Genomic DNA, 15,666 nt, shown 5'->3' with positions numbered 1-15,666 from the left:
CGACCTTACTGAGACCATATGCCGCTACCTTCAAACCAAGGTCTAATAAATACCCAGAGCCATCATCGCCGCGGCAACTTTCTGGAAACCGGCTATATTGGCACCGGCAATCAGATTGCCTTCCAGGCCAAATTCTTGGGCAGCATTTTTGCTCATTGTATAGATATTGGCCATGATCTGATGAAGCTTTTGATCGACTTCCGCAAAGGTCCAAGAGTATCTCATGCTATTTTGCGACATCTCCAAGGCTGAGGTCGCAACTCCTCCTGCATTAGCCGCCTTGGCGGGACCGAACATGACCTTGTGCGCTTGAAATAATTTTGCGGCTTCGGCCGTAGAAGGCATATTGGCACCCTCGGCTACTGCAATCACCCCATTTTCAATGAGGACCGCCGCTTCTTGCTCATTCAGTTCATTTTGGGTAGCACAGGGCAGTGCCAAATCACACTTAACAGACCAGATAGCCCTGCAGTTTTCACTATACTCAGCCTCCGGATGGTAGTTCTTGTATTCTTTAATTCTTTTGCGCTCTATTTCCTTCAGCCGTATCATCAAGTTTAAGTCAATCCCGTTTTTGTCATAGATATAACCGTTGGAATCGGACATGGCAACTACTTTAGCCCCATATTCCTGGCATTTTTTACAGGCATACAAGGATACATTGCCTGAGCCGGATATAACGACAGTTTTTCCTTTCAACTCCAGACCTTTGTCTGTCAACATCTCGTTTAAAAAATAAACCGTTCCATATCCGGTCGCTTCAGTCCGCGCAAGTGAGCCGCCGAAAGGAATTCCCTTTCCGGTCAAGACTCCCGCTTCGGTGGCATTCTTAAGCCGCTTATACTGACCGTACAAGAAACCGATTTCTCGTCCGCCCACCCCAATATCTCCGGCCGGTACGTCAACATCCGGACCAATATGCTGAGCCAATTCACTCATGAAGCTCTGACAAAAGCGCATGATCTCCCTATCGGATTTACCTTTAGGATCAAAGTCCGAACCACCCTTGCCCCCGCCAATGGGCAAACCCGTCAAAGAATTCTTGAAAATCTGCTCAAACCCCAAAAATTTGATAATTCCCAAATTAACGGAAGGGTGAAATCTCAGCCCGCCTTTATAAGGCCCGATTGCGCTGTTAAACTGAACCCTGAATCCCCGGTTAACATGAATATTGCCGAGATCATCTTCCCAGGGAACTCGAAAAATTATCTGCCTTTCCGGTTCAACGATCCGATCCAACAAGCGGAACTCACGATATTCCGGATGTTTATCAATGACCGGCTCCAATGACTCCAAAACTTCGGCCACGGCTTGGTGGAACTCAAGTTCCCCTGGGTTACGCCTTTTGACAGTTTCGAATACTTCTTGTACGTACGACATTAAAACATCTCCTTAACTTTTATGACCCCATCACCAATGCTTGTACTTTCAACCTTTCTGCTTTTTCTGTCGCAATGTCTGCCCTCCTATAATTAGGCAATAAGTATATTTAGGCCGGTTCACAATAATCCAAATATTTTAACTAGTATATTGTATACATTATACTCTATTAATAATGCCTTTACTACGTCCGGAACAATAAGTTTTCTTGTTACCAGACAATTTATTATAAACCAAGTGTGCTTTCCAGCAACCGATGTGCTGCCGCTTGCCGGATACTGTGCATCTTCTTTTAGGGCGGCATTCGCCCCGTTGGGGACTAACTGCTTCATTTTCCTCCTGATACAGCGAAAAACCGCTGAATCTGACGATTTACAGCGGTTTTCTTAGGTAGTGTTTTTCTTTTTCATTACAACTCCATCATTGTTCTGATTTTGTTTAATGTATTAAAAGCAATAGCTTATCCATTCCCCAAAAAACAATCATGCCAAAGAGAATTCCCAGAAAAAGATTGGGAACCCGGCGGGCAAACAGGAAGGTTAAAATTCCTGTCCATAAATAGGGATTGCGGCTAAGCATAATCGATCCACCTGGAGTTACTAACTCCGGGATAACTAAAGCTGCCAGCAAGGCGATTGGAACAAGCTCAATAAAGTTTCGGGCAAAACCTTGCACATTCTTGCCCTTAAATAACAGAAACGGTAAAACCCGCGAGCCATATGTGACTAATGTCATTAAAAGAATGGTGGCAACGAACTGAATGGACATAATTCTCCTCTCCCGCCTAAATAGAAAATTCCTCACTCATAATTCTTTATGTATCCTTTCGCCCTTCCCATAAAGCCCCAATCCCAGCCGCAAGGGCTACACTCAGGATAAGATAGATTTTTCCCGGCAGGAGCAATTTGAAAACAAGCGCTAAAAAACCTGCGAGCAGATAGGTCATGAGATTTTTTTTCGACAAGGAGGAAGCGGTCAGGATAATAAAGAGCCCCAGAAGGGCAAATTGAAAACCGGAAAATTGAACGGGCAGCCACTTCCCGATCAGACCGCCTAAGATTGTAAAAATAACCCAGGAAGCAAAGGCACCCGAATTAATGCCCAACATAATCCGGCGCCGCTGTTCTTCTCCAACCACTTCTTTGAGAACCCTGGAATTAAGGACAAAGGTTTCATCGGTCAATCCTTGGGCCAGCCCTAAGGACCAAGGAAGACTTCTTTCCGGGAAAAAATGCACAACCGATAAACTCATGAGAACGTGACGGATATTCACGATTAAGGTTGTCAGGCCTATCATCCAAGCGGTTGCCCCTTGGTGAATCATTTCAATAGCAATAAACTGGGAGGCGCCGGCAAATACGAAACAGGACATCAGTCCTGCTTGCCAAACGCTGATGCCAAATTGAGTTGCCAGGATGCCAAAGGTCACTGCAACCGGAGCATAGCCGATTGCGATACTCAAGGATTGGCGCAGCCCATAGGCAAAACCTTTGTTGGGATCGCTATCTGCTCGATTCGCAATGCTCATACCGCTGCCTTCCTTATAACCTCCAGGAATTCCGGATAGGAAACATCCGCTGCAGACATATTTTCCACGCTGACCCCTTCTTTCGACAGCATACCCGCGACCGCCCAGGTCATAGCTAAACGATGATCTCCGAAACTGCTGGCCTTACCGCCTTGCAAACTTGGTTGGCCGAAAATTCTCAGTCCGTCGGGAAGTTCCTCAACCTGTGCTCCCAGAGCCTTTAACCCTTCAGCCACTGTTCGAATGCGGTCAGTTTCTTTTACCCGCAATTCCGCCGCGTCCCGAATCACGGTTTCCCCTTCGGCAAAACTTGCCGCCAAAGCTAAAATTGGAATTTCATCAATTAAACGCGGGATCATTGCGCCGCTTATTTCAATACCTTTTAGCTTAGAGGGCTGAACTCGCAACGTTGCCCGTGGTTCACCGCATAGTTCAGAGCTCTCTAAAAGCTGGATATCCGCTCCCATAGTCCGCAAAACATCGAGAATCCCCGTTCGTGTCGGGTTAATTCCCACCTCGGGCAAAAGTATCTCACCCCGTTTCGCTAAGCTGCCCAAAACGAGGAAAAAGGCGGCTGAAGAAATATCACCGGGAACGGAAACTTTTTGCCCGCTGAGCTGCCCGCCCCCTTGAATTTTCACGAAAGTTTCAGCGCACTGAACCTCAACGCCAAACCCTTTGAGCATCCGTTCAGTGTGATCCCGGGATAAAGCAGGTTCCTGAACACTGGTTTCTCCCTCCGCCCGCAACCCTGCTAAAAGCAGCGCAGATTTTACTTGCGCTGAAGCGACTTCCGTGCGAAACGCTCTCCCTTGAAGTTTCCCGCCTGACATGGTTATGGGCGCTAAGTTACCGCCCGACCGTCCCAGAATAGCAGCACCCATTTGCTTTAAAGGATCAGTGACACGTTTCATGGGGCGGGAACGCAAAGAGGCATCTCCGCTCAGAGTAACAGAAAAGGGACAACCCGCCAACACGCCAAGCATCAGCCTGAAGGTCGTCCCCGAATTCCCCGCATCTAAAACATCCGTCGGCTCCTGCCAAGCTCCCATCCCTTGCCCTTGCAGCCAAACCTCATTCCCCTGCCGATCCCAGGCAACCCCAAGCTGTTGTAAACAGCGAAGCGTGCTCAAACAGTCTTGACCTAAGAGAAAGTTCGTAATCTGAGTTTCTCCCTTAGCCATGCCCCCAAAAAGCGCGGCCCGGTGAGAGATGGATTTATCTCCGGGAACTCTGATTTCTCCCCTGACGCCGGCTACGGGCTTGATATAGACGCCTTCCATTGGCATTCCTCCTTATCCCTTGTATCATACCATAAATCCCCTATTCCGTTAAAATAAGTGCAGCTTAAATCTTAACTGCGCAATACAGGGTAACGACTATCCTGATCAGAGACCGTCGCGAATCGAGTGGGCTATTCTAAATCCCTCGGCGATTTTTTCTCCCTCCCCAATTTCCAGATATTCTCGAAACTCCTGAATTCTCTTCTCCCACATTGTCAGTCCTTCGAGGATCGCCGCGGAATTCCTGACCATGATTTCTTTCCACATCTCAGGCGAACTGTCGGCAATTCGGGTCAGGTCCCTGAAACTCCTTCCGGCTAAAGACAGTACGGATTCTCCGTTTTGCGAGGCATCCTGGGCGGCTAAAGATAAGGTAACCGCCAGGATATGGGGGATATGGCTAACTAAAGCAACCTCCCGGTCGTGAACCAAAGGTTCCCGGAACTCGACAATAGCCCCTAAGCTTTGCAGAAGTTCAACAAGTTTTTGAATAACCAATTCCGGACAATCCGCCGCAGGGGTCAGAACATAGGGATAACCGCGAAAAAGGTTTTGATCCGCCGCTAAAAATCCTGACTGTTCCGAGCCTGACATGGGATGGCCGCCAACAAAATAAACGTCTGAGGTTAAACAGTTTTCCTGCCATTGACGACAAACTTCAGCCTTAATGCTTCCTACATCCGTGATGATGGCCCCTGGGGGAAGCCTCTTAAGCCAAGGGGCAAAACCTTTGATTAATTCGTGCAGAGGAGAGGCTAAAATGACAAGATCAACATCTAAAGAATCCGGGACATCCGGCCGGCCTTCCTGAATCCAGCCTCGTCGTATTCCTTCTCTAAGACTCGCTTCATCGGGATCAATGGCTGTAACCTCCCAGCCGAGGTGGTGCAAGGCGCCTGCCCAAGACCCGCCAATCAGCCCCAAACCAAAGATGCAGGCCTTCGGCACCCGAAGACCTGACCATCCCGCTGTCAAACTCTGAACAGGATGTTCTAACACAAACTCACATCCCCAAAAGGACGGCCCAGAGCTTGGCTTAAACCTGTCAGATCGTCCATCATTACCTTAAACTTCTCAGGTGTCAATGACTGCTTGCCATCTGAGACGGCCTTTTCCGGCTGGGGATGAACTTCGACGATCAGGCCGTCGGCTCCGGCCGCCAGGGCGGCTTTGGCCATGGGATGGACCAACTGCCACCGGCCGGTACCGTGGCTGGGGTCAACAATGACCGGCAGGTGCGAGAGAGCATGCAGGGCAGGCACCATACTTAAATCAAGGGTGTTGCGCGTATAACTTTCAAAGGTGCGGATTCCCCGTTCACAAAACATGACTTGGTAGTTTCCGCCATCCATAATATACTCCGCCGCCATCATCCACTCTTCCAGGGTCGCGGAGGGCCCGCGTTTGAGAAGGACGGGCTTTCCGGACTTAGCCGCTTCTTTGAGCAGAATAAAGTTCTGCATATTCCGGGCGCCGATTTGCAGAATATCCGCATAGTGGGCTACGAGGGAAACATCCCGGGCGTCGATAACCTCCGTGACAACCATAAGTCCGGTTTCTTCCCGGGCATCAGCCAGATAGCGCAAGCCCTCTTCCTCTAAGCCCTGAAAAGAATATGGGGAGGTACGTGGTTTGAACGCTCCCCCGCGCAAAAATGTCGCCCCGGCTTCACGTACCGCATGAGCCGTTTCCAGGATCTGGGCTTTACTTTCCACGGCACAGGGGCCTGCCATCATATGAACCCTGTCACCGCCGATTTCCTGCCCTCCAACTTGAATAATGCTGTCTGCCGGGTGAAATTCACGGCTAACCAATTTATAGGGCGCCAGAATGGGCACCACTTTTTCTACCCAGGGCAATGCTTCTAAATCAAGGGCCTTGATCCGAGTCCGGTCTCCAACTGCGCCGACAATAGTTTTTTCCACGCCTTGAGAAAGATGCACTTTGAACCCTTCCTCCACTAAGCGTGTGGAAACCTCATCAATCTGCTCCGGCAAAGCACCTTTTTTTATCACAATAATCATGTTTCCTACCCCTTTCAACCATACTACTTTATTGTATAACCGTTTTTCCGCCATTCTACTAATTAAAGACTTGCCTGCCTGTTTAGAAATTCCCCGCGCTTAAAGTTTTAATCTCTCCCCCCTTGTAAAGCTATAAAAAAACACCCCTAATAGAGGGTGCCTTCATCTCATTATTGCCCCCGTCCTACTATCCTACAATGACTTTATTAACATATTACCAACCACAATTTTAGGAACACACCATCCTGCACAGGCTTTGCCGAACAAAGCCAACCATTGGTCCTTAAAGGTATAAATTGAAACTATCTTACCACAAGGAAGGCTGTCTTTACAACCCCCTGACAATAAAAATCAAATGGTTTCCAAAAGATCTTTGCGCAAGCCCGCCGCCTCCCGCAAAAAAACATGCCGGATTTCTTTCTGCGTACACGTACTGTTGGCCTGAATCAAAACGCGGATACAACGCGGCAGAGAACCGGGCACCGGTATCTCCGTGGCACACAGTAACGGAACCAGCTGCCAGCCGATGGCCCGGGCACTTGAAGCCGGAAAATCCGCGTTCAGGTCCGATGTCACTGTAAAAATCGCGCTGACCAAGTCTTCAGTGCTTAAATTATTTTCAACAAGGATCGCTTGCAGGAGCTCTTTCGTCGCTGCCTGAATTTCTCCCGCATCATTGCAACTTACGGTCGTTGCACCCCGAATTCCACGTACCATACAGGTTCCCCCTTCATTCTTTGGGAGCCACGCGATGTCCCAATCCTACGGCCACTTCGTCTAAATGCAGTAATCCGATACCAAAAAAGACGGCAACACTCAAATGGTCATCCTGACGTGCAATTCCGATTTTACCACCGATGTTTAACCCCATAGCTTTATTCATAATTTGGCTCAAGGCTTCGCGTGTCGCACCTGCTACCGCACCCTCATCTCCATGCGTCTCGTGGATAGCCCCTTCGCGTTTGGCCGCCACGATCGCCCGCTCAACAATCTTACGTACAGAATTGATATACTCTCCGCCATAATCCACAGCAGCTGTTTTAACGCCTTGTCTTTGATAAGCCTCTTTTAAATGAGCTTCTTCTTCCCTGCTCTCGGTCATTGCCATTTTCAAAGCTGCGAGAGCTATTTTTTTGCTTTGTGCCATCAACCGTTCTTCCTTTCCCCATCACTGCCTGTAATTATTGCCAATTCCTACCATTCTACCCTCCTTCTCTTGAAGAGCAAACTCTTCGGATGATTGAATTATAGTCCTCCGCTTCTTAATTTGCAACATTAGGGGCTAACTGTAAAGGCCTGAACAGTCCCCGCCGGAACCGCTATTTGAGTTTGCCGCGGCTCCGCCAGGCGCTGATCATTTTTAATAACCTGCACCGTTATGGTCTGGGAGACATTGGTACCATCCAATTGAATTTGACCGCTATGAACAAGGACGCGCTGCTCCCCTTTATTTAAAGTTGCCAGGACGTTGCCATTTTGAAGAACCCGTATCTGAGCCGCAGGGACTGCTTTTAAGGTCAGCTGCCAAACAGCGGACTCATTCACGGCCAAGGAAGGCAAGTCAAGAGGAGGAGATTCCACTTTTGAGGCCACGGACATGTAAAATTGCAGAGGATCGCGCACGACACTAAGCTGCATAACCACAAGGATTACTGAAGCCAAAACCATGACCCGAATAACCCGGCGCTCTCCCTGTTGCACACTGTGCCAAAGCCATTCTACTAAACCAACTCTTCGACGCACAAACACCACCTCGGAAAGAGTTTATGCACAAAGCTGCACTCTCAGACCTGTGAAAACTCCTCCCCGGCTGCGGCGCGTCCCGCCCGGAAACCCATGGCAAAAGCGGCCTGCAAATTATACCCGCCGGTTATGCCATCGACATCCACGACTTCCCCGGCCCAATACAAGCCTTTAACGCATTTGGAAGCCATTGTCTTGGGATTGATCTCTTTGACATCAACTCCTCCGGCAGTGACGATGGCCGCCTCCAGGGAGAGAGTATCCGTTATCGTCAGGGGCAGCCCTTGCAGCAGGGCGGTTAAACCTTTCCGTTCTTCGCGGCTGATCTGGTGCACAACTCCATCCGGGTTAATCCCGCTTAAGCGGATCAGCACCGGAATCAGGCTCTGGGGAAGAAGGTCGTCCAGGGCGTTTTTAAATTGCTTATTGCTGTATTTCTGAAAATCCCTTTGGATTCGGGCATCTAACTGCTCAGAGGAAAGCGCCGGCTTTAAATTAAGCTCCAGTTTTACCGGCTCACCCTTGCGCAGGGCTTCCCCCGCCTGACGGCTCAAGGTTAAAATAATCGGACCGGATACTCCGAAATGCGTAAAGAGCATCTCCCCAAACTCCGCAACTTTTTTCTTACCGCCGATCCACAATGAGGCTTCAACATTTCTCAAGGACAGCCCCTGTACTTCTTTGACCCAGGCTTCAGCCGTTTTCAGGGGGACTAAAGCGGGTCGGGGCGTAATCACTTTGTGCCCCAGCTTGCGGGCAAAGCGGAAGCCATCTCCCGTTGAACCCGTAGCCGGATAGGAGGCACCTCCCGTGCAGATAATCACAGCCGGAGCGAAAAACCGCCTTTGCCCGAGTCCTTGTACTCCTGTTACTCTCCCATCTTCAACCAGAATTTCTTCCACTGTAATCCCGCTGAGTATCGTAACTCCCCTTTCCGCCAGATAAGCGAGCAACGTTTCAACCACCGTTTCAGCGTCATCGGAAACGGGAAAAACACGCCCGCCTCGTTCAACCTTTGTCTCTACTCCGTAATGAGCCAGGAATTCCCGCAAAGCGACATTGTCAAATTCCCGCAAGATACCATGCAAAAAGCGCCCGTTGCCCGGATAATTGCGGATAAAATCCGAGACATGCTCTTCATTGGTTATGTTGCAGCGGCCCTTACCCGAAATCGCAATTTTTCTGCCTAAGCGTTCCTTTTTTTCCAGCAGCAACACCCTCTTGCCTCTCTGGGCCGCCTGCCCTGCCGCCATCATGCCGGCTGCTCCGCCGCCAACGACAATCACCTGATAGTCTTTCATCCTTTATTCCTTTCTTTTTAGCCTGAACCGCTAAGATTTTTATTAACCGGGAACTATCTTCACTGTCCCGGAGGTTTGGATTTTTGCCCTTAAAACTCAGGTATGCTAAAATTAACCCTAACAAACTAAACTTAACCCGAACTTTAATTTCAGGAGGAATGATTCCATGAGTCTTGACCCACGGACAACCGCCCTAGCCCAAATATCAGCAGCCGTAGCCTGCAATGCCCTGGCCTCACTGCGAGTGGCCATCACGGAAGCCTTAGAAATGGGCCTTAGTTCAGATGAAATTCAGGAGGTCATCAGTTTGGCCTCGACAATTCAACAGCAGCCTATCACGCACGCAACCCATTTAGCAGAGCAGCTTTTGCGTGAACCCAAGAAAAACACTCATGAACATAGTGCTCATTGCGGCTGTGGCTGTCACCATGCGTAAGTTGGCGCGGCCTTCATGCTAGCCTTCTATCAAAGCATTCAGGCGATCCATACTCCGCTTAGCGATCGGTTTTTTATTCTTTTAAGCTTTTTAGGCAGTGAACCGACTTACATTTTTCTCATTACACTTCTCTATTGGAATATTGACAAACGCTTCGGCTTTCGACTCGCCACCCTTTTCCTGACCTCCATGGCCTTTAACGCTGTGCTTAAAGATCTCTGGGCCACACCGCGCCCCATTGGCCAGCCAGGTATTCGTTCCCTCTATCTTTCTTCCGCCACGGGAAACTCTTTTCCCAGCGGACACAGTCAAGGTGCTGCTACCTTTTATCCTTATGTTTGGAAGCGCTGGCGCTCTCAAAAGCGCTGGCTGGGAATCGGAGCCTTCATGATTCTGGGCATTGGTTTTTCCAGACTCTATTTAGGCGTTCACTGGCCTGGCGATGTCTTAGGCGGGTATCTCATCGGAGGCTTGATGGTCTTCAGCTTTCAGCGTCTGGACGAGCGCTTGTTAAGACTTCAAGCCCCGCTGTTTTTAAAGCTTGGCTTTTCCCTTACACTGCCCTTATTATTTCTGCTCATTTACCACACCCATCAAGGGTTCCAAATGGTAGGTTTTGTTATAGGCTTCACCTGCGGCCATTTTTTAGAGGATTATTATCTCGATTACCGGGAACGCACGGCCTTTGTCCCCTCCGCTCTCAAAACGCTTTTAGGTCTCGGCATCTTAGGACTCTGGGTCTGGCTTTGGCATCCCCTTAACCGTCTTTATCCCTGGACTTACCTTCCCCTGCTCGCTTTGGGGGGATTGTGGACCTCCCTGGGCGCACCTTATATTTTTCGCCGTTTTAAGTGGGAAAAACCTTTACAGAAAGAAAGAACTTCTTCCTTGGGGGTCACTCGTTGAACAAACCAAGCATAACTCGGAATTGTCAAAAATGCGTTTCCCGCATTGTTTGCAGTATAAAGGGCTGCCTTCGTGAATCAGCACTTTACCCGCCAGAAAGCGACGGCTTAACATTTTGGTCTCCATAGATAACGCTTGAATCCGGCAAACTTCCACGCAGCGATTACAGTGCACGCATTTCTGAGGCTCAAGAATAAGTTGCAATGAGCTGATTCTATCTTCTTGCGCCGACTCTTTGGCCTTGGGGTCAGAATCCCATTCCTCTGTTTTTTGCAGAGCATCCTGCGGGCAAATTGCCGCACAAACTCCACAATTCGTACATAAATCTGTGACGACCAAAGCGGGGAAGGGTACCTTCTCCTCCGGATATTTTTCCAGGACGTTCATCAGTCCCTGGCGGCTTTTAGGCAGGGAATAAGCCTGATCGGCCGTCAAGTTAGGCAGCCATTCCTCAACTTTTTTCAAGCCTTTTTGCCGCCAGTTTCCGCTACCCTGAACAGCCGGTTTAGGAACCTGGGGATTAGCCGTCTTGCTTTCAGCAGCAAGACCTGCATCCGGACGCACTTGGATACGGACTTCCCCATGACCCGGCCAGGACGAATGCACTTGCTTGAAAGCCTGTACGCTTGCGGCGCAGGCCGCACGATCTCCACAGTCTGCGCAAACGCCTGTAACAATCGTTACCGGCTTTTTCTTGGCCCAAAGCATTAACGAAGTCCAGCTATCTCTATCAAACATGCCGAGACAGGGAATTTCAAAGCCTGAAGGAACTGCTTGGGGGCAATTCAGCAGGATCTCCTCAGTCTCAGCCAGATAGTCCTGAAACTTATCAATCATGACATCCACAAAGCCGTCACTTGGGCAGACGGCCATGCAGGCGCCACATTCGGAACACTTCCGGACATCAATCTGATGATAGTCCGAGATTGCCTGATAGGGGCAGATATCGAGGCACAAGCGACAGCTATTGGCATATGGTTTTTTGGTATTCAGGCAATTTCCATTATGGTACACCATTTGACATGTCATAATTAGACCCTCACTCTTCTATCCTTTTCATAACGTCGGCTGCTCTTCTTTGACGTACAAGCAAAGAAGGCCCGGCCAGCATGAAAACATTGCCTTACAATTATTAACTGACAGACAGGTTGCGAAGTGGGCCGCCTCATTTCCGACAACTTATCTTTTTAAAAAGCAGAGGTAATTGTCTTGACTAAAAAAGGCGGGAAACACCTTCATAGTGTTTCCGCCTCTTCTATTTATAATTACGAAGCAAATCTTTTGCCAACTCACTCTCCACGCCAACCAAATGATCCAGCATTAATTTTTGAGCATTCTCCACATCGTGAGTTTTAATCGCGTCATAAATTGCAAAATGCTCATCGTATAATCTCTGCGGCTTATTTTTATCCACGGCAAGCTTATCACGGCTCGTCTTCAAGGTGATACGCATCGTATCGGAAATCGTATTCATCAGCCGAATCAGGATTTTGTTGTGGGTAGCCTTAGCGATAGAGTAATGAAAGTTATGGTCGGCCTCTTCTCCGGTTCGCTCTAAAGCGAGGTCCATACGCATCAGCTCCAGGTATTTGTACATTTCCAGAACCTCGTCTTCGGCCGCCCTCTCCGCTGCCAGCCCTGCCGCCTGAACCTCAAGAATCTTCCGGGCCTCATAAAGTTCCATATCCGAGTCTTTTTCAATGAACAACATCCAAGCTAAAGGGGCTACCACCGAGTCGACGTTTACTTGCCTAATGTACATGCCTTCACCTGAGCGGACTTCTATCAGGCCCATTAGCTCCAAGGCGCTGACAGCTTCGCGTATTGATGAACGGCTAACTTGAAAACGATCGACTAATTCTCGCTCCGACGGTAAGCGATCGCCAGGTTTTAAATGTCCATCTATGACTAACTGGCCAATTTGATCAACAATCTGTTCATAAATCTTCTGAGTTTTTATGGGTTTTAATATCACCCTAGTCACTCCTTGTAAAGGTTTCTCCTCCAAAATGTCAAAAAAGTCATTATATTATATAGAATATATTTTATCATACTTTTTCAGTTTAGCACGTGTCTAAAGCAAAATCCATAATTTTCATTTCTGATAAAGAAGCAGTATAAGATAAAAGATGGAAACACAAACAGTGCTTCCATCTAATCCCTACTGTCAGACATACCCGCCGCGAAGTGGCGCAGCTGACGAATAGATCTTTGGGGCCAGAAAGCAGAGCTCACGCTCTCCACTTTCTGAGCCGGGCCGGCTAACAGCTTCTGCTCCCGCCAGCCCGGCTCAAGTCAAATTTCTTCAGCGCTCAGCAGCATTAATTATCGCAATTACTGTTTCAGCCCTTCTTACCTGCCCGGTAAGACTCGGCCAAAATCTGAACCGTATGCATAACCTGCTCCTGAAGCCCTGCATTTTCTACCCCGCTCTGTAACTGCAGACGACAGGCAGGGCAGCCGGTTGCCACCGTATCCGTCTTCGTTTGCGCAATGTCGGCCGTTTTGCGATCGGATATTTGAACCGAGAGATCCGGGTGAACAAGGCTGAAAGATCCAGCCATTCCACAGCAGCGGCCCGGTTCTTTCATTTCGATTAGTTCCACCCCGGGAATACTCTTCAGAATTTCACGGGGCTCTTTATTAATTCCTTGGCCGCGATTTAAATGACAGGGATCATGATAGGTTACTTTCCGGTTAACTCGACCTAAGCCTTCTTTTTTAAAGGGCACTTTGTGAATTAAGAATTCGGAAATATCATAGGATTTTTCGGACCACTTCTTAGCAAGGGCACTAAATTCCGGATCATTCTCCAGCAGCTCTTGAAAAACATGCTTCCAAGCCGTCCCACCCGAAGAACAAGCCACTACCAGAGCGTCAGCCCCTTTTTTCTCAAAGGCGCGCAGGTTGCGTCGGGCTAAAGCACGCGCCGATACGACATCACCATTGACGGAAGCGGGAATTCCGCAGCAGCCTTGTCCACGCGGGATAATCACTTCGATATCGTTTTCTGTCAAAACATCAACGACTGCTTTACCGATATCGGTGTAAAAATAGTTAATCATACAGCCGGTAAAAAAGGCCACCCGCATTTTGGGGTTTTTAACCTGTATCACTTCAGGCAACTCTGAACGTAAGGGATGTTTGGCTAACATCGGAAAGACTTTTTCCGTCCCGATCCCAATGTCAAAGCGCATGCGCGCCACCCGGTCACTTTTATGCGGCAGATGCTTTAAGGCTACGCCCTGAAAAACGCTGCCCGTTTTCATGCCAAAATCGAAAAGCCTCTGCATTTTTAAAGCCGTAAAAGCGATCTTTTTCACGGGATGCAATCCCTTTTTGCGAACCGCTTCTGCTCGGGCCGCTAAAATGATTTTATCAAACCGGACTCCACAAGGACAGTTATTATTACAGGCCATGCAAGTGGTACAGAGGGAGAAACGCTCGGCCATTCCTTCGGTCATTTCCGCTTCACCTGAGAGAATCAGCTCAGCTAAACTGATTTTCCCCCGCGCGACGCCAACCTCTCTGCGCGTTTCCTTATAAATTGGGCAAACAGCCTGACAGTTGCCACATTTCATGCATTTATGGAGTTCTTCGGTAATCGAATCCAAAGTATCGTATACGGACACGATTAGTCCCTCCTCACGATTTTGCCAGGGTTCAACATATAGTTGGGATCCAAGGCTTCTTTAATGTGTTTCAAAACCTCTACACCGGCTTCTCCAAATTCCAATCCTAAAAAGCCCATTTTAGCAATGCCAATACCATGTTCACCGGAAAGAGTTCCGCCCAAGGCAATAGCGCCTTGGAAAATTTCATCGACAGCGAGATGAACCCGTTGCATTTCATCCTGGTCCCGCTCATCGGTTAAAATTGTAGGATGAAGATTTCCATCTCCGGCATGGCCAAAGGTAGCAATCTGCAGGTTATGCTTGTCCGCTATTTTACGGATGATTTTCAGCATATCAGGGATTTTGCTGCGGGGAACCGTGGCGTCTTCCAGAACTGTCGTTGGCCGTTTCTGGGCCAGAGCAGGAAGGGCACTGCGTCGGGCCAGCCATAAAAGATCACGTTCCTGATCGTTCTTGGCTACCTTTACTTCCACCGCACCTTCTTCTTGGAGAATTCGTTCCACCAACACGGACTCACGCTCGACAACTTCCTTATAGCCATCTACTTCGCACAAAAGTACAGCTTCGGCATTAAGCGGCAGACCTGCATGAACAAAGTGTTCCACGGTTTGAATCGTTACCTTGTCCATGATCTCCAGAGTCGCCGGAATCACCTTGTTGCGGATGATGGCAGCAATAGCATTGCCTGCTTTGTCAAGGTTATCAAAGACGCCTAAGACGCTTTTTCTCGTCTCGGGAGCCGGGATTAGTTTAACGATCATTTCCGTGATAATTCCTAAGGTTCCTTCCGCCCCTGTGAAAAGTGCCACCAAATCATAGCCTGTAACATTTTTAACCGTTTTGCCGCCCCAGCGAATAATCTTGCCGTTGGCCAAAACAATCGTTAAGCCCATGATATAGTGTTTGGTAACTCCATATTTTAAACCCCGTAAACCGCCCGAACATTCCGACACCGAACCACCCATGGTGGCTGTGGTCACTGTTCCGGGATCGGGAGGATAAATCAAGCCATGTTTGGCTGCTTCGTCGTTAAGCTCCTGAATAATCACACCGGGCTGAACCGTCGCGGTTAAATTGTCCTGATCCATTTCTAAGATCTTATTAAGGTTAAGCATAGAGAGAACAATGCCGCCTTGCACAGGAATAGTTCCCCCGCTGAGATTCGTTCCTGATCCACGCGGATAGATTGGCACTTGGTAGCGCTGGGCAATTTTGACGACCTCGGCAACCTGTTCGGTGGAAAGGGGCGAAACCACAACATCCGGCTTTTGGTGTTTCATCGCCGCAGTTGCGTCGTATGAATAGGTCAGTAAGTCTTCCTGCTCTGTAAGAACATTTTCACGACCGAGCACTTGCACGAGTTCCTCTAAGACTTCACGAGCTAACATTTTATTGTATCCCCCTTTGTTGTTTGTCTGATTGTCAGACCA

General features: G+C 48.7%; 16 protein-coding genes. 2 read left to right on the top strand and 14 right to left on the bottom strand.

Annotated elements, in window-relative coordinates; genetic code table 11:
• Window positions 1–42: 42 nt before the first annotated feature.
• From gdhA to REC12_RS24385, 10 genes are all read right to left on the bottom strand, one after another.
• Window positions 43–1,380, bottom strand: coding sequence for an NADP-specific glutamate dehydrogenase (gene gdhA / locus REC12_RS24430; protein WP_308898727.1), 1,338 nt, complete (start codon window positions 1,378–1,380; stop codon window positions 43–45).
• 438 nt (window positions 1,381–1,818) lie between these two features.
• The gene (locus REC12_RS24425; protein WP_308898726.1) at window positions 1,819–2,148 is read right to left on the bottom strand and encodes a branched-chain amino acid transport AzlD family protein; all 330 of its coding nucleotides are present in this window, start codon (window positions 2,146–2,148) and stop codon (window positions 1,819–1,821) included.
• Window positions 2,149–2,194: 46 nt separating this feature from the next.
• Window positions 2,195–2,908 (bottom strand): AzlC family ABC transporter permease, encoded by a 714-nt coding sequence (locus REC12_RS24420; protein WP_308898723.1) that lies wholly within the window; start codon window positions 2,906–2,908, stop codon window positions 2,195–2,197.
• Window positions 2,905–4,191 (bottom strand): 3-phosphoshikimate 1-carboxyvinyltransferase, encoded by a 1,287-nt coding sequence (gene aroA / locus REC12_RS24415; protein ID WP_308898722.1) that lies wholly within the window; start codon window positions 4,189–4,191, stop codon window positions 2,905–2,907. Before aroA ends, REC12_RS24420 begins: the two co-directional genes overlap by 4 nt.
• Before the next feature lie 105 nt (window positions 4,192–4,296).
• Entirely contained in the window at window positions 4,297–5,190 is an 894-nt protein-coding gene (locus tag REC12_RS24410; RefSeq protein ID WP_308898721.1) for a prephenate dehydrogenase, read from the bottom strand.
• Window positions 5,184–6,215, bottom strand: a complete 1,032-nt coding sequence (gene aroF, locus REC12_RS24405; RefSeq protein WP_308898719.1) for a 3-deoxy-7-phosphoheptulonate synthase — start codon at window positions 6,213–6,215, stop codon at window positions 5,184–5,186. Before aroF ends, REC12_RS24410 begins: the two co-directional genes overlap by 7 nt.
• Before the next feature lie 351 nt (window positions 6,216–6,566).
• On the bottom strand, window positions 6,567–6,932 hold the full coding sequence (gene aroH, locus REC12_RS24400) for a chorismate mutase (protein WP_308898718.1): 366 nt from the start codon (window positions 6,930–6,932) through the stop codon (window positions 6,567–6,569).
• 13 nt (window positions 6,933–6,945) lie between these two features.
• Complete coding sequence (locus REC12_RS24395; protein WP_308898716.1) at window positions 6,946–7,362, bottom strand: HutP family protein; 417 nt, start codon at window positions 7,360–7,362, stop codon at window positions 6,946–6,948.
• Window positions 7,363–7,490: 128 nt separating this feature from the next.
• Window positions 7,491–7,958: a hypothetical protein gene (locus tag REC12_RS24390; protein WP_308898714.1), complete on the bottom strand. Its 468-nt coding sequence runs from the start codon at window positions 7,956–7,958 to the stop codon at window positions 7,491–7,493.
• A gap of 41 nt (window positions 7,959–7,999) precedes the next feature.
• The gene (locus REC12_RS24385; protein ID WP_308898712.1) at window positions 8,000–9,259 is read right to left on the bottom strand and encodes a BaiN/RdsA family NAD(P)/FAD-dependent oxidoreductase; all 1,260 of its coding nucleotides are present in this window, start codon (window positions 9,257–9,259) and stop codon (window positions 8,000–8,002) included.
• Window positions 9,260–9,425: 166 nt separating this feature from the next.
• Here REC12_RS24385 and REC12_RS24380 point away from each other — a divergent pair, with 166 nt between their 5' ends.
• Both REC12_RS24380 and REC12_RS24375 read left to right on the top strand, forming a co-directional pair.
• Window positions 9,426–9,695: a carboxymuconolactone decarboxylase family protein gene (locus REC12_RS24380; protein WP_308898710.1), complete on the top strand. Its 270-nt coding sequence runs from the start codon at window positions 9,426–9,428 to the stop codon at window positions 9,693–9,695.
• Between the two features lie 15 nt (window positions 9,696–9,710).
• Complete coding sequence (locus REC12_RS24375) at window positions 9,711–10,601, top strand: phosphatase PAP2 family protein (RefSeq protein WP_308898709.1); 891 nt, start codon at window positions 9,711–9,713, stop codon at window positions 10,599–10,601.
• Here the strand turns inward: REC12_RS24375 and REC12_RS24370 are convergent.
• From REC12_RS24370 to REC12_RS24355, 4 genes are all read right to left on the bottom strand, one after another.
• On the bottom strand, window positions 10,560–11,630 hold the full coding sequence (locus REC12_RS24370; protein ID WP_308898708.1) for a 4Fe-4S binding protein: 1,071 nt from the start codon (window positions 11,628–11,630) through the stop codon (window positions 10,560–10,562). The genes REC12_RS24375 and REC12_RS24370 overlap by 42 nt on opposite strands.
• Before the next feature lie 226 nt (window positions 11,631–11,856).
• Window positions 11,857–12,576: a FadR/GntR family transcriptional regulator gene (locus REC12_RS24365; protein WP_308898707.1), complete on the bottom strand. Its 720-nt coding sequence runs from the start codon at window positions 12,574–12,576 to the stop codon at window positions 11,857–11,859.
• Between the two features lie 367 nt (window positions 12,577–12,943).
• Window positions 12,944–14,233, bottom strand: coding sequence for a (Fe-S)-binding protein (locus REC12_RS24360; RefSeq protein WP_308898705.1), 1,290 nt, complete (start codon window positions 14,231–14,233; stop codon window positions 12,944–12,946).
• Window positions 14,234–14,235: 2 nt separating this feature from the next.
• Entirely contained in the window at window positions 14,236–15,624 is a 1,389-nt protein-coding gene (locus REC12_RS24355) for an FAD-binding oxidoreductase (protein WP_308898704.1), read from the bottom strand.
• Between the last annotated feature and the right edge of the window lie 42 nt (window positions 15,625–15,666).

The sequence above is a fragment of the Candidatus Desulfosporosinus nitrosoreducens genome (genome assembly GCF_030954495.1).
GTDB lineage: Bacteria > Bacillota > Desulfitobacteriia > Desulfitobacteriales > Desulfitobacteriaceae > Desulfosporosinus > Desulfosporosinus nitrosoreducens.
The sequence above is the reverse complement of the archived record's forward strand: the minus strand, read 5'-3'. Positions and strand labels throughout refer to the sequence as shown.